Raw genomic sequence first — 24601 nt, 5'->3', positions numbered from 1 at the left:
TATCCCTAAGATGCTCACCTAAGCTGTTCACTGAACAACTTACCCAACAACTATATATATATTGCTTTATAGCTAAGTTGTTCAAGCTGTTCAGGAGTCTGGACACCTTGAACAACTTGCTCAACATGCCTATACCCTTGAGCACCTTGAGCAACTTTGCTGAAACCCGCATGGATAAAGGGTTTCATAAAGATGCTCAGTTGAGCACCTTAAGTGAGCATCTTGGAACGGGAAAACTCCAAGGTACTTCCGGAAAAATTTTTACATGCGGCGGCCAAGTACGCGAAAAAACGCTAGTGACCAGAACCGCATGGGGTGGTCATCTTGGGGCGGTCTGTATGGTCAATATGGTGGTCGTTCGGAGGGAATCCTAATGAGTGCTGATAATTCCAGGGCGGGTACCTGGGGACAATTGATGGTTGCACCTGGAACAGAAGCAGGACAACGCCGGGCATTGCCGCCTGATACCGAGGCGCACATTAGGGCGATCACCGCGCCCGATAGTAAAGAGATTCCTCCCGAGACTCAACAGTGGTTAAAAGCCAAGCTTCAAGAATATGTGAACGGACAGCGCAGGCTCGACGAGGTTATGAACCTTGCGCCTTCTCCCTCGCAGCGTGACTGGCGCACCATCGACAGATTGGATACACGTAACGCCTGGCTTGTGCGTGCGTTCGATCTGATAGATGGAACTAGCGAATATAAGCGTTGCTGTGCATTGAGCGAACACATCCATACCTTTGAGGAGGTCTTCTGGCCGGGATTGAGGGGTGCCGCCCTTCCTCCAGAAGATTCAACTCCGCTTCGGCGCGCGTTGTTCTTTGCCTTCAAGTTCGCGCCCTCCGGAGAGGTTCCTCACGGCTGGGTGCGTTTGAAAGAGATAGTGCAGAACCCTCCCCCAGCTTCCGGAACCTATCCGATCTTGTGGCACATTCATGCCGATGCGTACGATCAACCTCGATCGACTACTACGATCAACCCCCCAATTCATATAGGAAAATCGCACATGAATATATTGCAAAAATTGAGCCTTCTTACGCTCCACGCCTGGCAGAACTCACCGGAGGTCCAGGCGAGACATTATGATGATCTCTCCGACTATCACGCACGGATTCTTCGCCAGGCCATGGATTGCGATGATGAAAAAGGTGAGCTGCCGCCCTTGATTACTGACGTGCTCAGCAAGGAACAGATCGAAGAGATACTTAAACCGTACGAAGGGGTGAACAGTCTATGAACCTTCAAACTGAACTCGCCGGGCGCCCCTGGGCATTGCACAGGGAGACGTTCGAAAGCCTGATCCGCAGCACGAACGCAGCTGGTCCTGGTATCAAACTGCCAGCACAGCCAAGCAGGAAGCGTGTGGAGGGTGGTGTTGCCATCATTGAGATTGCAGGACCGATCACGCCACGCGCAAGCATCCTCAGCATGCTCTTCGGGGGTACGGATTTACAAACCATCCAGTACGAGCTGGACAGTGCCCTGGCAGACTCTTCGGTCAAGAAGATCATGCTGAATATCGACTCTCCTGGTGGAGCGGTAGCGGGCATATCCGAGATGGGGGATAGAATCTACGCATCCCGATCAGTCAAACCCATAGAAGCTTTTGTTTCCGGAATGGGAGCCTCTGCAGCTTATTGGCTGGCAGCTGCTACTAGCCGTATCGTGGTATCCGACACGGCTATGGTAGGCAGCATAGGGGTGGTCGGTACCGTCGTCGATGATCGGGTGCGCCAGGGAATGGAAGGCATCATCTTCCATGAGATCGTTTCATCGACAGCCCCCAAGAAAAGGCCCGACCCCTCAACTCAGGAGGGCCGTGCTGTTCTTCAGGACGGAATCGACAGCCTGGCCAGCGTGTTTACTGCCAAGGTTGCTACCTATCGCGGCGTATCTGAAAACAAGGTGATTTCGGACTTCGGGCAGGGTGGCGTGTTGATCGGTATTGCCGCTGTGAGGGCGGGAATGGCCGACCGTATTGGCACGTTTGAAAGTGTTGTTGGATCACCTGGTGCAGTGCCAGTGCCTGCGGTTGCTGCTACCGGCCAGCCACAGGCTGCGTTATCTGTTGAAGACTCATGCGCGGCGCAATGGCGCAATGATCCGAAGATCCGTGCCGAGTTCTCGAGCCTGGAGAGTTTCACGGCCTACACGCGAGCTGCTCACGCTGGCCATGCCCGTATTACCACTGGCCGTGTAGTCAGCGGTCGTTAATGAATCCCAAAAGACAAAGGAATATTCATCATGTTTGATTGGTTGAAAGCGAAAGATGTTCTGACTGAAGCTCGCAATGAATGTAAAAAGATGCGGGCGACAATCGAACGGAACAAGCTCAGGATCGAAGAACTTCACAAACTCCCGCGGCCGAAGGATGAACTTATCGAGTTGGCCTGCTCGTGGATAGATAACTTCGGCAGCGACTATCCGCAATTGCTTCAAATTGAACTGGACAAGTATGTAAAAAACCCGATGACCACACCGGGTGAATATCATCAGGGCAAACACATGAATCTTAACGAGACCGCGATTAATCCATTGCGAATCGTGCAACCTGCTGGTCCCGGCGTTCTTGTGACCACGCCAAAAACAATTGAAAGAGCGCTGTTCTACATTATTGGAGACCAGTTGAAGGAGGCGGTGGGGCGTGTGGTGCGGGATATGGAATATCCCGCTATCGTCGGACCGGCAATGCCAAAAAGACTGGCAGAAATTGACAAGCTCACGAAAGAAAATGAGGGACTAGAAAACAAGGTGAAGGAGATCGAGGGCGGCTTGCAAGAGAGTGCAGACGTCTGCACTCCAGCTAAAGATCCCGTTCAGAAACACCGGTCCAGAGGCGAGATAGAATATACAAACCATTACAATAATTAGGGTTTAATCTCGGGAAACATCAACCCCAGCTCAAAAGGCTGGGGTTTTTTATTTGTCTCATAAAAAAGTGCAGACGTCTGCACGCTTCAACGTGCTGTGTTGTTGTTACAGAATTTTATCGTTTTGCCGTTATATGAGGTATGGACCATAGATAAGGAGGCGAACTTCATGCACTCAACACTTATTCAAGCTATAACGGCACAAAGCGTTATCGAACTTCGCTATCACGGTTATTCACGCATTGTTGAGCCCCATGCATATGGCCGAAATAACCTGGGCAATGACATTCTAAGGTGTTATCAAACTGCCGGCGGTAGCAAAAGTGGCGAGGGCGCTGGCTGGAGGATACTAAAGACGAGAGAGATTCTTTCGCTCCATGTGACTGAAGGATGTTTTACTATTCGTCATGACTACCAGCGAAACGATAAGGGCATGCTCAATATCTTCTGTCAACTTTAAAAAGCAGACCTATAAAATAGATCAAGCGCTGGTATTGTGGGGGTACATATGGGGGTATAGAAGTGATTCTCTGCTTAAGAATGCTTGTATTTATTGGCTTTCAAGCTATTATTCGAGTGTGCCCTTGCCACCAATCAGAGGATTAGCTTAACCGCTAGTCCTTTTTTATTGAGGTAACGCTAGGCAACTCTGAAAACGACGGGGAATCATGAAGTTCACTAGCGATGACATTAAAGCAGCGTTATTTATTTAAGTAAAACGCCTACTTATCCGTTATATCGGAATGGACTGGGTTCACGCTAGTAATACAAGGGAAGTTGGATGGTGAATGCAAAAATGAAAAATAGTCGCTCTACCGAAAAAATTGGCTTCGAGGTCAAATTCTGGCTTGCTGCCGACAAGATGCGCGATAACATGGGTGCGGCGAATACAAGAACGTTGTCTTGCCTCACCTCTGGCGCTGTTTGGTCAAGCTGAATTAGGGCAACATGAACCATATAGAGATCATCCTGCCACCGGCGTAAATTGGTAAAGCCTTCGCAAAAATAATTGAACCACTCCTCTCGAAAAATCAGCGCGAATACAGAACGATTTTGCACCCTCGCTACTCTTCGCGAGACGCTCCTCCCCAAGCTTCTCTCCGGGGAACTGCGGGTGAGGGCTGGTGAACCGTATGTACCGAAGACAACAGCATGAGCACCGCCAAGCGCGTTCGCCGCATCTTCTCGATAAAAGAAGAACTGCTGAAGAAATCTCGCGAAGCTGCGCTCGCAGCGGTTCAGATTTTCAACAATCCGAATGTCACGTTCAAGTCTGAAACCTATATTGTCCTAATGAACATCGCGTGGACTTATCTCCTCCATGCGTATTACCGCGCCGAACAAGTCGACTACCGGTATTTTATTCAAGGGATTAAGAGAAAACAGTACAGTCGTACGAAGAACGGTGCCTTTAAGCATTGGGAGCTGGAACGGTGCCTGAACGAAGGGCAGTGCCCTCTTGAGCGTGAGGTGGTTCAGAACTTAAAGTTTCTGATCGGTCTTCGGCACGAGATTGAACATCAAATGACTACGCGGATCGACGATCTTCTGAGTGCCCGTTTTCAGGCTTGCTGTATCAATTATCACGATGCAGCTGCTTCTCTGTTTGGTGAAGAGTACGGCATTGCCAAACACCTTGCGGTTAGTCTGCAATTCTCTTCTCTCAGCCAGGAGCAGGTCGATACACTTGAGCAACAGGAGGGGCTGCCGCGCCATATCAAGCAGTACATCGAGGGGTTCGACGGTGCACTAGCACCGGATGAGTTCGGGAGCGCAAAGTTTGCTTACCGCGTGATCTTTGTACCTAAGACCACGAATCATCCGAATCAGGCAGATCAGGTCATCACGTTTATTAAGGCCGACTCTGAACTTGCAAAGGGCATCAACGCCACCTACTCAGTGATCCGAGAGACCGAACGTCCAAAGTGGCTTCCAACTCAGATAGTTACCAAGATAAAGATGGATGGCTTTCCAAAGTTTGGAATGGCACAGCACACCGATCTTTGGAAAAGTTGTGAGGCAAAAAACCCTGCAAAGGGTTTTGGCGTCCAGGTCGCCAAAACCTGGTACTGGTACGACTCTTGGCTCGCGTACGTACGTAAATACTGCACGGATAATTCTGGCACGAATCAATAATGTCTACCTTTAACGAATCCATCGTAGAAGACGCAGCCGTGCCTTCTACGAAATGCTGAAGTGCACGCTCAAAGCGTATCGCTCAGATAATTATCTGCTTCTATTCATGTCATCGTTCATCGTTTTTCTCTCACATCCGTTTCTTTAAGAGCGGCCATCTTCCTCTTGATTATTTCATTTCGCATTTCATTAAACTGCTCCCGCATTTCATGCTCGATGAATATTTTTCCCACTGTCTCAGGAATCCAGTTTTTTGGGATGGCATCAGTACGATGGACCACGCGGGTTTGTCCGCCCTCGTTAGTCAGATGAGTTATACCTTCCAGTTTGCGCATGTTGCCGCTGATCAGGTGTGTCCCTATTTTACGGTGAGGAATCAATCTTACTTCTCGTATTGACTCGAACGGGAAGCTGACAGGACCGTAAATTGCGGCGCCGCGCTGGAAAATAGTGAACTTGTCTTTGGAAGAAACGCTGACAACCTTGCTTTCCTCCAGGTTTGAGACAAAACCTGCCATACCGTCGAAGTCGGTCAGCACTTCCCAGACCTCCTGCTGGGTTGCCGGCACAGCAAAATTAAGGTCGATAATGATGTTTTCCCCGATCATCTTTACCTGAACTTCGATGTCCTTACCCTCCAGCGAGTCTGCTAACGACCCCGCCGTAAATAGCACGGACCACACGAATAGCAAGAAGGGAGCGTTTCTCATGGCATATACAAGAGAGGCCGTTATTGATTCGTGGAATGAGAGGGCAATCTGAGTCTGCTATAAAAGTATAAACAGATCATTTGGTCACTGCTGGTATCGTCTCCTTTTTTTACCGAGATCCTTAATGAAATCGATCATCGATGAAACGGCACATGACCTTTCGTTTGTCGAGCCTGGAGATGATATTCGAGTGTTCAGCCATCAGCTGCTCCAAGCGGAAATATTATAGTGGTTAGCAAGCAAGTAAAATATTTCAGGTAAACATGGCCAAAACCAGCGCCGGCATTCTCCCCTACCGCACCCGATCCGGCCGGCTCGAAGTATTGCTCGTTCACCCCGGTGGACCATTCTGGGCCAGGAAAGACCTCGGCTCATGGTCGATCGCAAAGGGTGAGTACGAAGAAGGCGAAGACCCTCTTCAGGCTGCGTTGAGGGAATTCTTTGAAGAAACCGGGTTTCGGCCAGCCGGGCCGTTCCTGCCACTTACACAGCGCAAGCAGGCTAGTGGGAAGCTGGTGGACGCATGGGTTACGGAAAGCGACTGGGACCCTTCCTTGCTGGTTTCCAATAGCTTCACGATGGAGTGGCCGAAGGGTTCGGGTCGAGTCCGCGAGTTTCCGGAAGTGGATCGCGCTGAGTGGTTCGAAATTTCTGAAGCTATGCGCCGTATTAATCCTGCACAGGCGGGTTTTATTGATGAGCTGGTTGAAAAATTGAGGCGCTAGCTCGCGAATATATCCGCACCTCCCAGAGCTGATGCTGCTCCCGTTATTAAAGCATTCATAGTCCAAAACCTGCCTGAAATAATCCCCTTTGCCTCGGCTTTACGGCAATCATGCTCAATAGCAAATCGATTTACCGCCCTGCTATTTCTTAATGGCGCTCGTCCAACCAGGCAACCCTTGGTGACGCTTGGCAATCCCTGGGGCAGGGTCAGCCGTTAACGCCAGTTAGCAAAGCCTCGAATACCGGTCGAATTTGCCCGTATTTCTTTGTTTAGAAGCGCTAGCGACGCGTATATCCTCGGTTCTAGCTCATCAGTTAACCAAGGATACGCAAATGACCGGTTCAAACTTCAGCATTGGTTTCTCAAGCAATTTGATCAACGGCCTCAACCCCAAGTGGCAACCGCAGGCGGGACTGTTGAATATTCTCTACCCCGCCGAACAGCAGGCGATGGCTTTGAGGCCAGTCGAGCCGATAGCACGGCGCGGCGACTGGTCGTACCCCGCCATCACTCTGCATGAAACCGCACTGGACCTGCTGGATGAATTGATCCCGTATCAGGTTATCAACCCTTCCAGCGATATTGACGCTCCATCATTCGGCGCGGGCGCCTTGCTGGCTGGCGCCAAGGGCAGCCGGCAAGCGTTGGAGATGCTGTCGAAAACAATAGGTGTCGACCTGACCAGAACGGATTTGCGCTATGCACTGGTTAAATTGGAGAGAGTGGATGGCGCCGATAATCACGCTTCCGCGGTGGGCGGCATTCTGGTGCATGCAAGGCCACGGCAGCCCGATCCGGAATATGGGCTGAGTACCGGGTTCACTTTGGCTTCAACCAGATTGCGGCATGCGGGTCGTAGCCGTCTCCAGGACTACGGCGATCAGTTGAACAAGGATGACGGCACCAAGGTACTGGATTCTTTCCGCGAATTCGGCACCCATTATGTTTCTGCCGTGGAGTTGGGCGACACCATTCTGCAGGTATTTGCGTACCTGCCGGAACAATTTGCAAAACTCAAGCTGGCCTATGCGAATGGAAACAATCCCCTTTCTGGGCAGGGATCACAAAATTTCGTTCAATTCACTACCGACCGGGCTACCGGCATCTTCGGCTATGTGGAACAGTATGGGAATATCATTTGCCTGAGCAATTCGGCCATCTTCAATTCAACGCTGCACGACGGCGACTGGCGGGATGCGCTGTGGTCGCACAAGAACAGCGTATTTTCCCTATTCAACGTCAACTCCCGGCTATCGCTCGTCAATCTGCAGCAGGAATTTACCGAACAGGCGGTGGTGGCCGTTCACCTTGCCAGCCTGAGTGTGATGATAGAACAGAAGCGGGGGCTGATCTGGCAGCGAATCTTCAAGGGTGCGATGGCGCAGAAATACCGTACTACGATTCAGCCGAACTTTTCTATTTACGATCAACGCGATTTTGTCCGCATGCTGCCGCAGGATACGGCCGGGATCACCTCCTTTATCGCCACTCCCACCGTCAACGTCTATAAGGCGCGGCTCGACCTCGCGGATATGCAACTCGTCGCAGCCGGGGAGGTTCAGGATTTTGTCCTGTTCACAAATGTGCTATCCGCCGGCGCCAACGCAACCATTCAGGTTCCCGGGAAAAAAGTGCGTTTGTTTGGCCAGGTGCTGGACATGCGCGCGCAGGGTCAGCCCAGATCGATCAGTCTGACTGACGAGGCATTCGACTCACTGCAGTTGGGGTGCGATGAGTTCCTCGGCGCGCTGGCAATCCAGAATCGCTCCGGGTCCCGCTATAGCGTGATTGTGGATGGGCTCAGGTTCGACCTGGATGGAAGCGGATCAGGTGCGATGCCGTTTATCGCCGACGATGTTCGTACCGTCCCGCCGGCAGATGCCGTCCCGCTCCTGGCAGACAGCCTGCAGTTTTCAATGACATTCGCCGAAGCGGTGATCAGCGATCAGTCTACTCATGCAAATAGCTGCCTTCAGCAGTTCGTGCGCAGTTACCTGACATGGGTAACGGAAATGCTTCCCGCAGGGGGGAGTGAGGAATCGATTGCGTTGCGCGTGCGTGCAATGGACCTGGCCAACTACGTGATCAATCCGGGATACGGGAGTTTTGTTCCCATCCTGCCATATGGTGATTACGAACAATACGTGCAAAGCATTTTAGGCCATTTGGACAGGATACAGCTGCAGGTCGCGCAGAACGAGCAGCGCATGGCCAACCGGCGCCAGCAGGAACTGGTGATCGACGTGGCGAAGAAACTCAACCAGAACATCATCGCGTCCGGCGAGCTGATCAGCGAGGTAATCGAAGCAAATACAGCGCAGCAAAAAGACCTGGAGGGATTTTACGATTCAATGATCATCCAGGGTAAGGCGGAAGCGGAGCAGCAGCAGGCAAAGATCAACAACCTGAACGCATCGCTATTCGAAGCACGGGGGGACGTGGATCTGGCTGTGCAGAAATACAAATCCGCCGTACAACAGTGGGAGACCATGGAAGCGGTCAAGTTCGGACTGGAAGTTGCCACCAATTTGTTCAGCCTCGGAACCAGCATCGCAATTCCGGCGTCATCCATCTCTGCGGTGAAGGACCTTGGCCTTATGGTCCAGAGAATCCAGAAGACCCTGAATGTCCTCAATGCAATGTCCAAGCTGTATACTGGCATCAGCACTGGCGCCAAAGGGTTGGAAAATGCGCAGCGCGCGCTCGATGATCTGGACGGGGCGCAGTTTGGCAGCCCCTCGGCCCTGTCCTGGGATGAGATGTCGATACAGTTCAACCAGATCATGGCGTCCGGCCCGGATATCAAACCGGAAAAGGCGAGCCTGCAAGCCGCCTTCGCAACTCTGGTACTGCGCGGCAAGGCTGTGGCGAGCGCCGAATCCTCCCTGCACGCGCTGCGGCGGGACATTTACACCAATCAGAAACAAAAAGAGATCAACAGCCGCCAGGCAGCGCGACTGGAGGCGTTGCAGCAGAAGCTGCATCCCGCCAGAGTCGAGGACCTCGACCGGTCTGCCATCGATCTGGTGGCGCTCACCGGTCACCTGACCTTCATCCAGAACCAGATTCTCACCATCCTGGCCAAGGCGTTCCTGATGCAGGACCTGGCGCTGCAATATGCCAATCTCCAACCGGCAACGCCAGTGCTGGCTTTCAGCCTGCTGAAATTCAGCGCTGCGGTTGTTCAGCAACAGGCCGCAACGCTGGAGGCCAAATCCCTGCTGGCCCATTACCAGGCCAGCAGGACCAAGCCGATCGAATATGTCATTGAAGGCGTGAAGCCGGAGGAACTGACCGGTGGCAATGTTTTCCTCAGTACTATTTTTCTGGATGCGCCGGCTTTCTATCAATATGTCAACGCACGAATCATTTCTGTGGTTGCGGCGGTGGAAGGAGTCAAATCCACCGCCAGCGGGACCTATCTGCTTCGCCTTGCCTATAACGGCACGCCGTTTCAGGACCGCAACCTTCACCGCGATCCCCTGGTGTTTCGCACCCCCTGGCGCGAGCGGATATACAGCTACAACGCGCACGACGGCTCTCCGAACTTCTCCGATGGTGGCGAATCCTGGTCCGAAGGGGTCAGCCGCGTCACTCCTTTCTCTACGTGGGAAATTTCGCTGCCGAACACGAGCACGAACAAGGGCCTGAGCTTTGCACGAGACAGCCTGACAATACGGTTGTCCTTCGTGCTTGAGGCAAGAATTGCGGACCCGCTGAAGATAATGCAGCAGCGTGTCGCCAGCCGGCTGGTTGCATTCGCTCCGCCGCGTCAATTGCCAGGATTACTCGCGGCGAGCGATGTGCTTCTGGCTACTGGCGCGAACCTGCCGTCCACCGAGACACTGCTGGCCCAGATGAATGCACAGGGCAGCTGCACCAATGGCTGGGACGTGGTGTTCAACATGGATTTGAAAGGAATCAACAGCGCACTGCTGGATCAATACGAAACCTTGAAAAAAGATACCGTCTACAAGAATCGCATCACGGTTAACACTTCGGAAAAATATCCGGGCGGTGTCACCGTGATCAATCGCTTCACGATCGACTACGGCTATCCCCTATTGAGCTTCAGCATCAACAACAATAATTCGGCCACGTTGAGCATGGAAATATTGAGCGGCTCGGTACAGCGCTGTTCTCAGGTGGGGTCGTTGCCGGAACAATGCGATTCACCGGAATCCATCAGCGGCGAAACCCTCACAGCAGTGATTCAGCTGGCAAAGGTCGCGGGTACGGTCAAGATCGACAACGGTAATCACAACGTCCTGAAAGTGCAACTGGACATGAAGGAAGGCGCCTTCTCGATCAGCAATATCGACCTGAGCGATGCAACCAAGGTGGAATTCAACAAGGCGGTCAAGGAGTATTTCGTCAGCAACCCCGTCATCTACCTGATCAATCAGCTCGATCTGACCGCAATTCCGACACTGGACGCGCTAAAGCCCAATGATTTCATTTTCAAGCCGCTCCAGACTCCAGCCAACAACCAGATGCTGCAACTCTTCATCATGACCGGAGGCCGGCCGGTATTGAATTACTCGCAAGCATTCCTGAACAATATTCCGGAACCGCTACCGCAAGGCCAGAGCAACAGCATGATGGTGCGTTCCGAGTTGATATTCAAGGAAGTGCTGCCGCAAAGCCTGAGAAACAATGGGTGGTCGCTGCAGGGTGTGAATCCGGGCAGCACCACGAAAGCGTGGTCTGGCAAGTTTACCAACGCCAGTGTCATCGGCACGGTCGATTTGAGCAAGCTCAACCATAGCACCTCGACCAGCTCTCGATACGGAGGCTCCATGACCGACTATACCTACTCGGTTCCCGGCGGCAACGACGTGTCCTGGTCGCTGGTGGATACCGCAATCACGGTGCAGCCAAACGGGCAAATGTATTACAGCGGCAGCCGTGGCCAGTCGCTGCAATACAATCAGCGATCCTGCACCACACACTGGCCTTGTTTTTCGAACTGCACCCGCTGCAGAGATTCCAGCCTCGCCACAGATGTGACCATTGAAGTAAGATCCTCCCTGCCATTGAGCGTGGGCGGCGATGGCCGCGACCAGACCATTCAGATCAGGACCACCAGCCAGGGCGTCGTAGTCAGCGGCCACCTCTCTGGCGGCGGTCCCAGCGGTTCCGACGATCTGGCGGCACAGGTCAACCAGCAGATTCAGAGTCAGGTGCCACAGCAGATCGTGGAGAAGCTGTCGATCCAGTTTGAGGCGGTCTCCGTGTTCGCATTGAAAAACCTGTTGTTCCCGGCGAATAACTACATTACGTTCAGCAGTTGCGCGGTGCCGGGTGATCTGGTCCTGTTGGGAAATTTTGATTCGACGAAGTGATAAGTTAAATCTGTTACGCTTATTGGAGCGTCCTGATGGGCGCTCTTTTTTTTCATCACGCGATTGCCGGACATATCCTCGATTTTCCTCATAATATTTCTCTAAAGCAGAAACTCTTCTTACTTATGGTATTCAAATGCTTGTAATACTATAATCAGCAAATTTTCAAATTCCTGACCGGGCGTACCGGCTACTACCTTGTCTTCCATGCAGTTATTCGCCTTCGGAATCAACCACCAGACCGCGCCGCTGGATGTGCGCGAGCAGGTGTCGTTCCCGGAAGATGCGATGGAACACGCATTGCACGATCTTGTAGGCCATCATCCCGTGAGGGAGGCGGCGATTGTCTCCACCTGTAATCGTACCGAAATTTATTGCAGTACGGAAAAACCTGAGGAGGCGACGCACTGGCTGGCGAATTTTCATCATCTTCAAGCCCGCGAACTGGATCCGTATCTCTACAAATTGCCCCGCGAACAGGCGGTGAAGCATGCTTTTCGGGTGGCCAGCGGGCTGGATTCGATGGTGCTGGGTGAGCCGCAGATACTCGGCCAGTTAAAGAGCGCAGTGAAGTCCGCTGAGCATGCCGGCACCCTTGGCATGTTGTTGCACAAGTTGTTTCAGCGTACTTTCTTTGTTGCGAAGGAGGTTCGCAGTTCCACAGAGATTGGCGCGAATTCCGTTTCCATGGCTGCGGCGGCAGCCCGCCTGGCGGAGCGGATTTTCGGTGACATAGGCGAGCAGCGCGTATTATTCATCGGTGCAGGCGAGATGATCGAGTTATGTGCAAGTCATTTCGCCGCACGTCATCCTAAGCGCGTTACGGTCGCGAACCGTACCCATGACCGTGCACAGGCTTTGGCTCATCGTTTCAATGGGCATGCCATTACTCTGAACGAGCTTCCCGAACAGTTGGCATTGCACGACATCGTGATAACCTGTACCGCAAGTACGCTCCCCATACTTGGCAAAGGCATGCTGGAGCGAGCCATCAAGGCGCGCAAGCATCGTCCGATTTTCATGGTGGACCTGGCTGTACCGCGAGATGTTGAGCCTGAAGTGTCGGAACTGGACGACGTGTTTCTCTATTCAGTGGACGATCTTGCCGATATCGTCAAGGAAGGGCTGGATTCACGCCAGGGCGCGGTAGCACAGGCCGAGGCGATTATCGACAACAATGTGGTCAATTTCATGCACTGGCTCGAGTCGCGCCAGGTCGTTCCCACCATACGTGCGCTGCGCGACCAGGCTGAACGGTATCGCCGTCATGAACTGGAGCGAGCAACGAAGCTTCTGGCCAAGGGTGAAGATCCGCAAAAAATCATTGAGTCCTTGAGTAATGGCCTGACCAACAAATTCCTGCATTTACCCTCCTACGCCCTTAATCATGCTGCAGCGGACGAGCGTGACGACCTGGTCGATCTGATCAGCCGCCTGTATCATCTTCACCATCCAGAATGAATAAAAGTATTGCTGCCAAGCTCACGCAACTTTGCGTGCGCCTGGATGAGTTGAACCGTATGCTGAGTAGCGAAAGCATTACCGGCAATCTTGATAATTACCGCAAGCTTACGCGGGAGCGCGCGGAGATTGCGCCGGTAGTCGAGCTTTATGATGCTTACCTGCAAAGCGAACGTGATGTTCATACTGCGCAGGAGATGTCCGCGGATGCGGAGATGCGGGAGTTTGCCGATGCGGAAATGCGCGATGCCAAAGAGAAGCTGGTGCGATTCGGGGCCGAGTTGCAAAAGCAATTGCTGCCGAAGGATCCCAACGACGATCGCAATATTTTTCTGGAAATCCGCGCGGGCACGGGTGGAGACGAATCCACGTTATTTGCCGGCGATCTGTTTCGCATGTATACGCGCTTTGCAGAACGGCATCGCTGGCAGGTTGAAATCATTTCGCAAAGCCCTTCCGAAGCAGGGGGTTACAAGGAAATCATTGCCAAGATCATCGGAGCCGGGGCGTATTCCAAACTCAAGTTCGAATCGGGCGGGCATCGGGTTCAGCGGGTGCCTGCCACCGAGACCCAGGGGCGCATTCATACTTCCGCCTGCACTGTCGCGGTCATGCCCGAGGCGGACGAGGTCATGGACGTTGTGCTGAATCCCGCCGAGTTGCGGATCGATACATTTCGTGCATCCGGCGCAGGCGGCCAGCACATCAACAAGACGGATTCCGCGGTACGCGTCACGCATCTGCCGACCGGTATCGTGGTCGAGTGCCAGGATGGGCGTTCGCAGCACAAAAACAAGGCACAGGCCATGAGCGTGCTGGCGGCACGGATCCGCGACAAGCAAACGCAGGAGCAGCAGAGCAAGCAGGCTGCGACACGCAAATCCCTGGTCGGTAGTGGCGATCGCTCAGGCCGTATTCGTACCTATAACTTTCCCCAGGGCCGGATAACCGATCATCGCATCAACCTCACGCTCTATAAGATCGAGCAGATCATGGATGGAGATCTGAACGAGCTTTGCTCTGCGCTGATGTCCGAACATCAGGCCGAGCAATTGGCCGCCATGGGGGAATAGAACGGGCGTCAGTGCGCTTTCGCCTTTATTCACCTCGATTTTCTTCGCTGCCTCCTTCGGATTGTGGTTGACCTGGGATAAACGCCATGATGCGTGCCTCAATCGTAACCGCAGGCTAGACTCACAATGCTCACGATGCTCGCGATGCAGCAGATCACAATACTGGAAGCGCTACGTCAGGCAGGCCGCGTCATTGATGAGATCGATGCGCGCATGTTGTTGCAGTACGTGCTGAGCGTGAGCCATTCCTATCTTTTAGCGCATCACGAGCAGGACCTCGCGCCAGGCCAGGCTTTGTCTTTCCGAACGTTGACGATGCGGCGTGCTCATGGCGAACCAGTCGCCTACCTCACGGGAAAACGGGAGTTTTACAGTTTGGACTTCGCGGTGACCCCCGCAGTGCTGATTCCCCGCCACGAGACGGAATTGCTGGTCGACCTGTCCCTGGCGCGCATCCCTCTCGACCTTCCCTGCAAGGTTCTCGACCTTGGAACCGGCAGTGGCGCGATCGCATTGACGATAGCAAAGCACCGTCCATCTGCCGATATCATCGCCGTCGATTTTTCCGCCGATGCTTTGAAGGTTGCCGGGAAGAATGCCGAGCAACTCAATGTAAGCAATGTGCGCATCATGGAAGCCGACTGGTTCAAGGGGCTTGCCGGTGAACAATTCAACCTTATTGTTTCCAATCCACCCTATGTTGCGTATGGCGACCCACATCTGGATCAAGGGGACCTACGCTTCGAACCCGGCATCGCACTTGCCGCAGGGGACGAAGGCCTCGATTGCATCCAATCGATTATCGCCTCCGCTCCCGCTCATCTCGCCGCCGGCGGCGCACTGCTCCTGGAGCACGGTTACGATCAGGCGGAAACCTGCAGGCAATTGCTGGGTGAGGCGGGGTTCGCCGGCGTGTTTTCCCATCCCGACCTGGCGGGCGTAATGCGGGTCAGCGGCGGATATCTGGCAGTTTCCTGAAAGAGCTGTAAAATGAGATTCGGAGATATGTTGAATAATGAGTCAAATCCCTTGAAAAGGGCCTGACTTTCCCATAAGCTGATTTGAAGCTATTTAATTTTAAAGAGAAGAAGGAGTCATTATGAATACGCAAGAAACCATCAAACAGCAGGTAAGCACCCATCCCGTAGTGCTCTATATGAAGGGAACGCCGGGCGCGCCTCAGTGCGGATTTTCCGCCCATGCAGTCAAGGTTCTCAACGCCTGCGGAGTCGATGATATTTTCGCTGTGGATGTGCTTTCAGAGCCGGAAATCCGGCAGGGCATCAAGGAGTACTCAAACTGGCCCACGATTCCGCAACTTTATATCAATGGCGAGTTCGTCGGCGGTTCCGATATCGTGAGCGAAATGTACCAGAGCGGTGAATTGCAGAAATTGCTCAAGAAATGAAGACATCATTTGATATGCGAGCAGGGTAACTCGCACCGATAAGCCGGCCAGTAAGCCAGCAGCCGGCTTGTTTTCGAAGACAACGGCAGTAGCACATCGGCAAACCGCATTAAGGATCAGGCCATCTATACTCATAGCTGCATGGCTGCAGCGATTGCCCAGTAGCGTGCGAACTTTCCGACAGCCATGAACAGCATCGCCCATATCCAGTTGACACGAAGCCATCCAGCCGCAACACACAGCAGATCGCCGATTATCGGCACCCATGCAAGCAGCAAAATGGGACTGCCATGACGGCGCACCCACTTCAAGCCTCGTATATTATCGCCGGATTGTTTCAGAAGCGTTTTTTCATCAGGTAAAAAAAGCCCGATAGCATACGAGCTCATTCCGCCCATGGTGTTGCCCAATGATGCGAACCCCAGGGCAGTCCAATAAAGCTGTGGGTAAGCTGTCAAAACACCGAATAGCACAGCTTCGGAGCCGCCGGGGAGCAAGGTGGCAGAGAGGAAACTGGTAGTGAAAAGCGCCAGCAGGCTCGATCGCTCATCCATGACATTTTTCTGAAAAAATAAAGCCCGCAGTTTAGCCGCTAATGTGCCAAAAGTGGATGAGGTGAATGTCTTGCGTTGGCTATGACTGATCGATTCCGCCGGTTTTAATCCAAAATTTGACTTAACGGCATTATTTCGGCGATGATATGTCGCCGATTATCAATCTCTGTCCAAGAGGAAAACCATGACGACCAACGTACCATTCAAGCAAAAGATCGATTCCATCATTAATGCCAGGCACCTGCTCAAGCACCCTTTTTATGTGGCATGGACAGAAGGCAAGCTCACGAAAGATCAATTACGCGGATATGCGGAACAATATTTTCATAATGTGCTGGCCGAGCCGACCTATTTGAGCGCGGTGCATTTCAATACCCCGCATTTTCACACTGAAGCCAATAGCGGCGACATCAGCGTACGCCAGGAAGTGCTCAAAAACCTGATCAGCGAAGAGCATGGCGACAAAAACCATCCTGCCTTATGGAAGAATTTTGCTCTCGCTCTGGGTTCAAGCGACAGCGACCTCGCCAAGGCGGACGCTTTGCCGGGGACCGCAAGGCTGGTGTCGACGTTTCGCGACATCTGCCTGAACCAGCCGTTTTATGCTGGTCTTGCAGCAATGCACGCCTTTGAATCCCAGGTTCCGTCCATCGCCTCCGTAAAAATTGATGGGCTGGAGAGGTACTACGGAATGACCGATCCCGCCAGTTATGAATTCTTTACGGTGCACCAGGAAGCCGACGTGTATCATTCGCAAGCGGAATGGGATTTGATCGAGCGCTTTGCCGATACCCCGGAGAAACAGGCTGAGGTAGCGGCGGCAACGATTCGGGCGTGTGATGCGCTATGGGGTTTTCTTGATGGCGTCTACCATAATTACTGCTCAGACCTCGCCTGCGAAGCCGAGGTAGTAACGTTGCACTGATAATCGCCCTGCTCGGCAGGCAAATGATACGTCGATGTGTCGTTTGCCTGCCAGTTTATTTCTCCGTCCTCCTCGGGACCCGCGCTGAAGAATTATCCAGTCGCTTCCACGTATTATTCACCCCTCTCTCCCTATACTGCTTTTATTCCAACGGGATGATTCCGTCCAGCGTAGCGAAACATGTATTTCTTGCCGTTGTAAGGAAATCGCGCAAATAGGGACGGGAAGCCGTCTCGGTCAGGGTTGAGGCGTACAGGTCGCTCCACAGTCCCTGCGAACCGATACGGCGCGCAATGACATAATCGTGATCGACATAGTTTTTGAGACCCCAACTGGGTAGTGCCGCCACACCGCGCCGGCTGGCTACCAGTTGCAGGATCGCCACGGTCAGTTCGGCGGTGCGCCGCTCGGGATGAATCCCCGCCGGTTTCAGCACATTGAGAATCAGGTCAATGCGATCGTCCGGCACCGGATAGGTAATAAGGGTTTCATTGCTGAAGTCGGCTGCGTGCAGTATTCGCTTTGCGCGCAGGGGATGTTCCGGCGCCAGAACCGCGAGAATTTCGAAACGGAATAGCGGATGGTCGATGATGCCGCGCTGCTGCTTGTGTTCAGATCCGATCACCACGTCGGCCCCACCTTCTTCCAGCAGTTTCACTGGATCACTATGGAATCCGGAAACCAGATCCAGTTCCACCTCTGGCCAGTGCTGGCGATAAGCATCCATGAGCGGCATCAGCCAATCGAAGCAGGTATGGCATTCCAATGCGATGCGCAAACTGCCCGTGGCCTGCTGCGATATCTTGGCAAGGTCCCGTTCAGTTGATTGAATTTGCTCCAGCACCTTTCCCGCCAGTGCAACCAGATGTCTTCCCGCATCGGTAAGTTCAACGGCTTGGCCCCGTCGCTGTATTATTGAAAGCCCGTAATGGTTTTGCAGCGCCTTGATCTGATGTGACAAGGCAGATTGGGTAAGATGCACGCGCTTGGCGGCGCGCGAAACGCTACCTGTTTCATGTAACGCGGCAAGCGTCCGAAGGTGACGTAGTTCGAGAATGGACACGAGTGACATGGTTATATTTAAATATGAATTTTATTCATTAATCCTTTACAAATTTTCATTTGATTCATAATTTAGTCTGCCACACAATCTTCCCTTACTGCAACTGAATTAACGGGAGCGAACAATGGCAACGACACATAACCTTGGTTTCCCGCGTATTGGCGCGGGGCGAGAACTGAAGAAGGCGCTTGAGGCATACTGGCGTAGCGATATCAATGATGAGCAACTGGAAGCCACAGCGGCGGAGTTGCGGAAACGTCACTGGATTTTGCAGCGGGACCTCGGCATCGACCTCGTCCCGGCCGGCGACTTCGCATTGTACGACCAAATGCTGAATATGACGGCGCTACTCGGCGCCACCCCCTCAAGATTCAACGCAGGGGGCCACAACGTGGGGCTGGATTTGTATTTCGCAATGGCGCGCGGCACCGCGACTCAGCCAGCCATGGAGATGACGAAGTGGTTCGATACCAACTATCACTATATCGTGCCGGAATTCGATTCGCACACTTCATTTCGCATCGGCTCTCCCAGACTTTTCAACGAGGTGGCCGAGGCTCGCGCCCTCGGCATTGTTCCGAAGGTAGTGCTGATCGGACCATTGACTTACCTGTACCTCGGAAAAGCGACCACGTCTGATTTCAACCGCCTGGATCTGTTGGCGGATCTGCTGCCGGTTTATCGCGATATTCTCGCCCGGCTCGCATCCATGGGCGTGGAATGGGTTCAAATTGACGAACCGGTGTTAGCGCTCGATCTGGATGAAAAGTGGTTGGGTGGCCTCGATCAAGCCTACACAATCCTGAAAGAAACGGGAACGCCGCCGAAACTGCTGCTGGCGACTTATTTCGAAGCAGTGGACAACCACGCTACGCGCTTGAAAAACCTGCCGGTGGATGGACTGCATATCGACCTGTGCCGGGCGCCGGATCAACTCGATACTTTTCTTGATGGTTATCCAGCAGGCAAAGTGCTGTCATTGGGCATTATTGATGGGCGCAACGTGTGGCGTGCGGATCTCACACAGGTGTTTTCGATTTTGTCGCGCGCACAGTCCGTTCTCGGCGAAAGGTTGTGGGTTGCGCCCAGTTGTTCCCTGCTGCACTGCCCGGTGGATCTTGAACTGGAACCCCGGTTGGATGAGGAAATCAAGAGCTGGCTGGCGTTTTCCGCGCAGAAATTGAACGAAATTTCTATCCTCGGACGAGGTCTGAACGAGGGAGAAAATGCGATACGTGAGACCTTGATCGCCTCTGCCAAGGCCAGGCAAGCTCGCGCAGAATCGCCGCGAATACACAGGCCGGTGATGCAGGAGCGCCTGAAGCGGCTGACGCAGGATGATATAGGACGTACAAATCCGTTCTCCGTTCGGCAGGCGCGGCAGCGGGAGCGTTTACAACTTCCCCTTTTGCCCACGACAACCATAGGTTCATTTCCCCAGACGCCGGAAATTCGCCAGGCGCGCGCCGCTTTCAAAAAAGGCGAGCTCGGAAATTTGCAATATCTGGAAGCAATGCGAGATGAGATACAGTTGGCGATAAGAAAGCAGGAGGAAATCGGGCTGGATGTGCTCGTACATGGAGAACCCGAGCGTAATGACATGGTGGAGTATTTTGGCGAACAACTGTGGGGCTACGTCTTTACCGAAAATGGATGGGTGCAAAGTTATGGGTCCCGTTGCGTAAAGCCGCCTATTCTCTATGGCGACATCTTTCGGCCCGAGCCGATGACCGTGGATTGGATCCAATATGCGCAAAGCCTGACCGAAAAGCCCGTCAAAGGCATGTTGACCGGCCCTATCACCATGCTGATGTGGTCATTTGTGCGCGACGATCAGCCACGTTCTCACACTGCTCTTCAGCTCGCGCTCGCCATTCGTGACGAAGTCGCAGATCTGGAGCAGGCCGGAATAGGCGTTATTCAGATCGACGAACCCGCCTTTCGTGAAGGATTGCCACTAAAGAAGCGTGATTGGAACGAATATCTCAGGTGGGCAGTGGAAGCATTCCGCGTAGCCAGTTCTGGTGTGAGGGATGAGACCCAGATACACACCCACATGTGCTACTCGGAATTCCACGATATTCTGCCAGCCATTGCCGATATGGATGCGGACGTGATTACCATCGAAACCTCGCGTTCGCGCATGGAGTTACTGGATGCATTCGGCCATTTCAAGTATCCCAACGAGATAGGGCCCGGCGTATACGACATTCACTCGCCGCGGATTCCTCAAACCAGGGAGATGCTGGAGTTGCTGGAAAAAGCTTGCCTGGTGATCAACCCGGCGCAACTATGGGTGAATCCCGATTGCGGCTTAAAGACAAGGGGCTGGCCGGAAGTCGTCACAGCTCTGAAGCGAATGGTTGAAGCCGCCGTTTTGTTACGCGCCCGTTTGGGAACTTCGCAGTTTGAATCTGTCAGGGAGGTAGAGGTAGATCGGGTTAGCACAGCGTAACCCGACAGCTTTCTTTATTTCTCGGCAAAAATGATTCACGATTTCAAGGAAGGAAATGCATCCTTCCTGTCTCGCAGGCTCGCGCTGCTGCTGCAACAGTTTTTTGTCGGGTTACGCTACGCTAACCCGACCTACCCGTACTGCCCGGTACCAGCTCAATAGCTTGAGCTAGTCATCGGCAGGGATTCAAGTCGCATCAACAGCACGTCCTGAAGATAGGCTGTCGGCAGATTCCATATCTGTTTCGCATGAAGTCTCTAGTACCTTTATCAGCTTTGTTTCCAGTCGGATCACGGTTCTTGATTCATTCAATACGTTTCCCGTAACCAGAAATGTGTCCTCGACGCGTCCGCCCAGGGTATTTATTCGCGCGCTTCGCACATTTACCTCGAAATGCACCAGCACCTGTGCGATACGCGAGAGCAACCCCGGTTGGTCGCCGGCAACGATCGACAGGACATGGCACATGCCTTTTTCGTCCGGTTGGACATTGACTTCCGGTGTTATTGGAAAATGCTTGAGGTGACGGCTCAGGCGTCCGCTCAACGGTGGTTCCAGGGGCGCTTGCTGTTCTAGCTGCCGCGACAGCTCATGCTCTAAAAAGTTGAACTCATCACGGGGGGGCTGGGAAACATCGAAGGGATCGAGTACCAGGAAGCTGTCCAGCGCATAGCCATGAAGGGTAGTATGAATTTTAGCCTGAACGATGTTGTAATCGATGCGATCGAAAAAATCGCAGATTCGGGCAAACAAATCCTTTTGATCGGCAGTATAAACCAGCACCTCCACGCCCGTTCCGGATGGTGCGGTACGCGCCTTCACCACGGGCATCGCTGTTTTCATTTGCCCGCTCAAGTGATGCGTATGCCAGGCGACTTCCTGTGGATCATGCGCCAGCAGATAGGCAGGATCAAGCGCGGACCAGAATCGTTCATGCGTCCCTGCGGAAGTATTATCGATATCGTCGAGTTGAAGTAATTCCCGAATCTGTTGCTTGCGGCTTTCCAGCGTCCCGCCGGCGTCAGTAATCTCGCCGCACAGGTGGCGCTGCGCCCTTCGGAACAGATTTTCCAGCAGTCTGCTTTTCCACGCATTCCATACCTTCGGGCTGGTGCCTCGAATATCCGCAACGGTAAGCAGGTAAAGCGCGATGAGGCGTCGCTCATTCTCCATCCGCCGGGCAAAATCCCCAACCACGTTCACATCGGAAATGTCTTTTTTTTGCGCTGTGGCAGACATGAGCAAATGGTTTTCCACCAGCCACGCGACCAGTTCAGTGTCTTCGGGCGACATTTCATGCCGCTTGCAGAAACGCACGGCATCCACCTTGCCAAGCTTCGAATGATCTCCCTGGCGCCCTTTGGCGATGTCGTGGAACAGTCCGGCAAGATACAGCACTTCAGGCCGTTCGAAATCGCGGATGAGCCGGCTGCACAGCGGATTTTCATGGGCGAACTCGGGCGCCATGAACTGCCGGAGGTTTCTCACTACCATCAGGATATGTTCATCCACCGTATAGACATGGAATAGATCGTGTTGCATCTGCCCGACGATACGGCCGAACGCTGGAATGTAGCGTCCCAGAATGCCAAAGCGATTCATCAATCTCAGTTCACGCGTCAATCTGCGGGGCTGGCGCAAGATTTCCATGAACAGGGCACAATGGCGAGGATCGCGCCGGAATGCTGCGTTAACGAGTGGCGCTGCCCGCCACATTGCTCTAAGCGTTGCCGCGCTACGGCCCATCAGGTCGGGATGCTGCTGCAACAGCAGAACACTTTCAAGAATGGCACCTGGATATTGGCTGAACACGCTCTCATCGCGTACTTCCAGCCATTCCCCACGCTTTTGAAAACGTTCATTGATAATGACAGGAGCGGCAACCTGATCGGGAAAAATCTCGGCGCGCAGGGTGAGCAGCAGTATGGTATTGATCTGTGTTACCGACTTCGCGGCACGATAATACCGCTGCATCAGCATTTCACCGGCGCGGCGCGGCGGCTTTCCAGTTATACCGAGTTCATCTGCCAGGGGAGTCTGGTAATCGAATAGCAGCCTGTCTTCACGCCTGCCCGCGAGGTAGTGCAGCCGAATACGAAGGTCCTGCAGGATGCTTTCGTTGCGTTGAGCGAGACGGGCTTCCCGAGGGGTAATGAATCCTCCCTTGGCAAGGTCTTTCCAGGAGTTCCCCGATTTTGCCGCGCGGCTGACCCAGAGAATGTTTTGCAAATCCCGCAGGCCGCCGGGGCTTTCCTTTATATTAGGCTCAAGCTTGTATGTCGCGTCCTGATAACGCCTATGGCGTTGCCGTTGCTCAAGCTGCTTGTCGGTAAAAAATGTGCGGGGCGCAAGCAAGGCCTGCATGGAGCGCGAAAGTTCCTTGAACAGTTGCCGGCGTCCCGCAAGCTGCCGGGCTTCCAGCAGGCTGGTCTGAACAGTGATGTCCTTGGCGGCTTCTTCAACACATTCCGGAATGGTGCGAACGCTGTGGCCGACCTCCAGCCCTATATCCCACAACAATCCCACCCATTGTTCCAGCCGTGCCTCATTACCGCCAGCCACCGTGTTCGCACCGCTTCCTTCAGTTGAAAGCAATACCAGCAGATCGACGTCGGAATGAGGAAAGAGTTGCTCGCGGCCATAGCCTCCCACTGCCACCAGGGCAATGGAATCGGGCATTCCGGTTTCTCGCCAGACATGTCGCAGGATGCCATCCACCAATCGACTGTGGCGGCGCAGCAAGGAGGCTGCGCCATTCCTGTTCTTGCCGTAACGTCGGTGTAGCAACTCGCGGCCCTGAAGCAGTGCTTCCTTGACGGCTTCAGGGTTAAAAGGACTTTCCAATGGCCTTACATCAAGCCGGTCCATTAATCACGAACGAAAAACCGGCTTTGCAGGCGAGCCGGACGAGAGAGTCAGGACTTCATATCCCTTATCGGTGACCAGCACGGTATGTTCCCACTGTGCAGACAGGCTGTGATCCTTGGTTACGATGGTCCAGCCGTCGGCCATCTGGCGTATCGCAGCCTTTCCCGCATTGATCATCGGCTCCACCGTAAAAATCATGCCGGCCTTGAGCTCCAGCCCGGTGCCGGCTCGGCCATAGTGGAGCACTTGCGGTTCTTCATGGAATTTCACGCCGATCCCGTGGCCGCAGAATTCTTTCACCACGCTGTATCCGTGACTTTCCGCGAATTGCTGGATGGCATGGCCGATATCTCCCAAGTGCCTTCCCGGCTTGATCTCCTCGATACCTCGCCACATGGATTCGTAGGTAGTTTCACACAAGCGCCGGGCCTGGATTCCTGGTTCGCCGACGTAATACATTCGGCTGGTGTCGCCGTGGTATGCATCCTTGATGACGGTCACATCAATATTGACGATATCGCCGGATTTCAGCGTTTTCTGGCCCGGCACCCCGTGGCAAACCTGGTGATTGACCGATGTGCAGATGGATTTCGGATACGGCGAATATCCGGGCGGGGCGTAGTTCAGTGGCGCCGGAATTGTATTCTGAACATTGACCATATAGTCATGGCACAGTGTATCAAGCTCCTCAGTAGTAACGCCGGGTTTGACGAAGGGTGCGATGTAGTCCAGCACCTCTGATGCGAGTTTACCTGCCACGCGCATTTTTTCTATCTCTTGAGGGGTTTTGAGAGGTACTGTCATAATGATTCCGGATCGGTGATAACGCTTTCGGTGGAAAAAACGTATGATGGGGGTGCGGACATGGCATTGCAAGTCCCGTATCAAGCTAGCCGTATTGGGATCAGGAACAGGCGATTCGACGTTCGGTAAATGCTTTTTAAGGCGAGTAGGAGGCGGCGATGCGCAGCATCGCTTCCGCAGGCAAGTGCGATAAAGCCGAGTT

Annotated in this window: 20 protein-coding genes; 15 read left to right on the top strand and 5 right to left on the bottom strand. The window is 53.3% G+C overall.

Annotation, left to right across the window (positions count from 1 at the left end):
• The first annotated feature begins 107 nt into the window (after positions 1 to 107).
• The 7 genes from BMZ14_RS07980 to BMZ14_RS07950 all read left to right on the top strand — a co-directional run bounded on the left by BMZ14_RS07980 (position 108) and on the right by BMZ14_RS07950 (position 5006).
• Positions 108 to 374: a hypothetical protein gene (locus BMZ14_RS07980; protein WP_143071924.1), complete on the top strand. Its 267-nt coding sequence runs from the start codon at positions 108 to 110 to the stop codon at positions 372 to 374.
• The gene (locus tag BMZ14_RS07975; protein ID WP_074796437.1) at positions 374 to 1237 is read left to right on the top strand and encodes a hypothetical protein; all 864 of its coding nucleotides are present in this window, start codon (positions 374 to 376) and stop codon (positions 1235 to 1237) included. Before BMZ14_RS07980 ends, BMZ14_RS07975 begins: the two co-directional genes overlap by 1 nt.
• The gene (locus BMZ14_RS07970) at positions 1234 to 2214 is read left to right on the top strand and encodes a S49 family peptidase (protein WP_074796435.1); all 981 of its coding nucleotides are present in this window, start codon (positions 1234 to 1236) and stop codon (positions 2212 to 2214) included. The genes BMZ14_RS07975 and BMZ14_RS07970 overlap by 4 nt, the downstream gene beginning before the upstream one ends.
• A 30-nt stretch (positions 2215 to 2244) precedes the next feature.
• On the top strand, positions 2245 to 2871 hold the full coding sequence (locus BMZ14_RS07965) for a hypothetical protein (protein WP_074796433.1): 627 nt from the start codon (positions 2245 to 2247) through the stop codon (positions 2869 to 2871).
• Between the two features lie 168 nt (positions 2872 to 3039).
• Positions 3040 to 3330, top strand: coding sequence for a hypothetical protein (locus tag BMZ14_RS15095; protein WP_074796593.1), 291 nt, complete (start codon positions 3040 to 3042; stop codon positions 3328 to 3330).
• 336 nt (positions 3331 to 3666) lie between these two features.
• Positions 3667 to 3807, top strand: coding sequence for a hypothetical protein (locus BMZ14_RS15090; RefSeq protein ID WP_177186934.1), 141 nt, complete (start codon positions 3667 to 3669; stop codon positions 3805 to 3807).
• 215 nt (positions 3808 to 4022) lie between these two features.
• Complete coding sequence (locus tag BMZ14_RS07950) at positions 4023 to 5006, top strand: DUF3644 domain-containing protein (protein ID WP_074796430.1); 984 nt, start codon at positions 4023 to 4025, stop codon at positions 5004 to 5006.
• A gap of 116 nt (positions 5007 to 5122) precedes the next feature.
• On the opposite strand, the gene BMZ14_RS07945 is transcribed toward BMZ14_RS07950, so the two are convergent.
• On the bottom strand, positions 5123 to 5716 hold the full coding sequence (locus BMZ14_RS07945; protein ID WP_256208475.1) for an SRPBCC family protein: 594 nt from the start codon (positions 5714 to 5716) through the stop codon (positions 5123 to 5125).
• 263 nt (positions 5717 to 5979) lie between these two features.
• Between BMZ14_RS07945 and BMZ14_RS07940 the strand changes: the two genes are divergently transcribed.
• The 6 genes from BMZ14_RS07940 to grxD all read left to right on the top strand — a co-directional run bounded on the left by BMZ14_RS07940 (position 5980) and on the right by grxD (position 15730).
• Complete coding sequence (locus BMZ14_RS07940) at positions 5980 to 6441, top strand: NUDIX hydrolase (RefSeq protein ID WP_074796428.1); 462 nt, start codon at positions 5980 to 5982, stop codon at positions 6439 to 6441.
• A gap of 334 nt (positions 6442 to 6775) precedes the next feature.
• Positions 6776 to 11788 (top strand): hypothetical protein, encoded by a 5013-nt coding sequence (locus tag BMZ14_RS07935; RefSeq protein ID WP_074796426.1) that lies wholly within the window; start codon positions 6776 to 6778, stop codon positions 11786 to 11788.
• Between the two features lie 207 nt (positions 11789 to 11995).
• Positions 11996 to 13249, top strand: a complete 1254-nt coding sequence (gene hemA / locus BMZ14_RS07930) for a glutamyl-tRNA reductase (RefSeq protein WP_074796424.1) — start codon at positions 11996 to 11998, stop codon at positions 13247 to 13249.
• Entirely contained in the window at positions 13246 to 14322 is a 1077-nt protein-coding gene (gene prfA, locus BMZ14_RS07925) for a peptide chain release factor 1 (RefSeq protein ID WP_074796422.1), read from the top strand. Before hemA ends, prfA begins: the two co-directional genes overlap by 4 nt.
• A gap of 126 nt (positions 14323 to 14448) precedes the next feature.
• Positions 14449 to 15300 carry a peptide chain release factor N(5)-glutamine methyltransferase gene (gene prmC / locus BMZ14_RS07920; RefSeq protein WP_256208474.1) on the top strand — a complete coding sequence of 284 codons (852 nt, stop codon included), beginning with the start codon at positions 14449 to 14451 and terminating at the stop codon, positions 15298 to 15300.
• A 121-nt stretch (positions 15301 to 15421) separates the two neighbouring features.
• Complete coding sequence (grxD, locus tag BMZ14_RS07915) at positions 15422 to 15730, top strand: Grx4 family monothiol glutaredoxin (protein WP_074796420.1); 309 nt, start codon at positions 15422 to 15424, stop codon at positions 15728 to 15730.
• 131 nt (positions 15731 to 15861) lie between these two features.
• Here the strand turns inward: grxD and BMZ14_RS07910 are convergent, their stop codons facing one another.
• A complete protein-coding gene (locus BMZ14_RS07910) occupies positions 15862 to 16284 on the bottom strand; it encodes a YqaA family protein (RefSeq protein WP_074796418.1) in 423 nt (140 codons plus the stop codon).
• A gap of 184 nt (positions 16285 to 16468) precedes the next feature.
• Here BMZ14_RS07910 and BMZ14_RS07905 point away from each other — a divergent pair, with 184 nt between their 5' ends.
• A complete protein-coding gene (locus BMZ14_RS07905) occupies positions 16469 to 17209 on the top strand; it encodes a 4-aminobenzoate synthase (protein ID WP_074796416.1) in 741 nt (246 codons plus the stop codon).
• A 142-nt stretch (positions 17210 to 17351) separates the two neighbouring features.
• Here BMZ14_RS07905 and BMZ14_RS07900 read toward each other — a convergent pair whose 3' ends face one another.
• Positions 17352 to 18281 carry a LysR family transcriptional regulator gene (locus tag BMZ14_RS07900; RefSeq protein WP_218144990.1) on the bottom strand — a complete coding sequence of 310 codons (930 nt, stop codon included), beginning with the start codon at positions 18279 to 18281 and terminating at the stop codon, positions 17352 to 17354.
• 115 nt (positions 18282 to 18396) lie between these two features.
• Between BMZ14_RS07900 and metE the strand changes: the two genes are divergently transcribed.
• Positions 18397 to 20727 carry a 5-methyltetrahydropteroyltriglutamate--homocysteine S-methyltransferase gene (gene metE, locus BMZ14_RS07895; RefSeq protein ID WP_074796414.1) on the top strand — a complete coding sequence of 777 codons (2331 nt, stop codon included), beginning with the start codon at positions 18397 to 18399 and terminating at the stop codon, positions 20725 to 20727.
• A 186-nt stretch (positions 20728 to 20913) separates the two neighbouring features.
• Here metE and BMZ14_RS07890 read toward each other — a convergent pair whose 3' ends face one another.
• Both BMZ14_RS07890 and map read right to left on the bottom strand, forming a co-directional pair.
• Positions 20914 to 23595 (bottom strand): [protein-PII] uridylyltransferase, encoded by a 2682-nt coding sequence (locus BMZ14_RS07890; protein ID WP_074796412.1) that lies wholly within the window; start codon positions 23593 to 23595, stop codon positions 20914 to 20916.
• A 3-nt stretch (positions 23596 to 23598) separates the two neighbouring features.
• Positions 23599 to 24399 carry a type I methionyl aminopeptidase gene (gene map, locus BMZ14_RS07885; protein WP_074796411.1) on the bottom strand — a complete coding sequence of 267 codons (801 nt, stop codon included), beginning with the start codon at positions 24397 to 24399 and terminating at the stop codon, positions 23599 to 23601.
• Between the last annotated feature and the right edge of the window lie 202 nt (positions 24400 to 24601).

The organism is Nitrosospira briensis (assembly GCF_900115125.1).
In the GTDB taxonomy this organism is placed as follows: domain Bacteria; phylum Pseudomonadota; class Gammaproteobacteria; order Burkholderiales; family Nitrosomonadaceae; genus Nitrosospira; species Nitrosospira briensis_A.
This window is presented reverse-complemented; position numbering and strand designations above follow the sequence as displayed.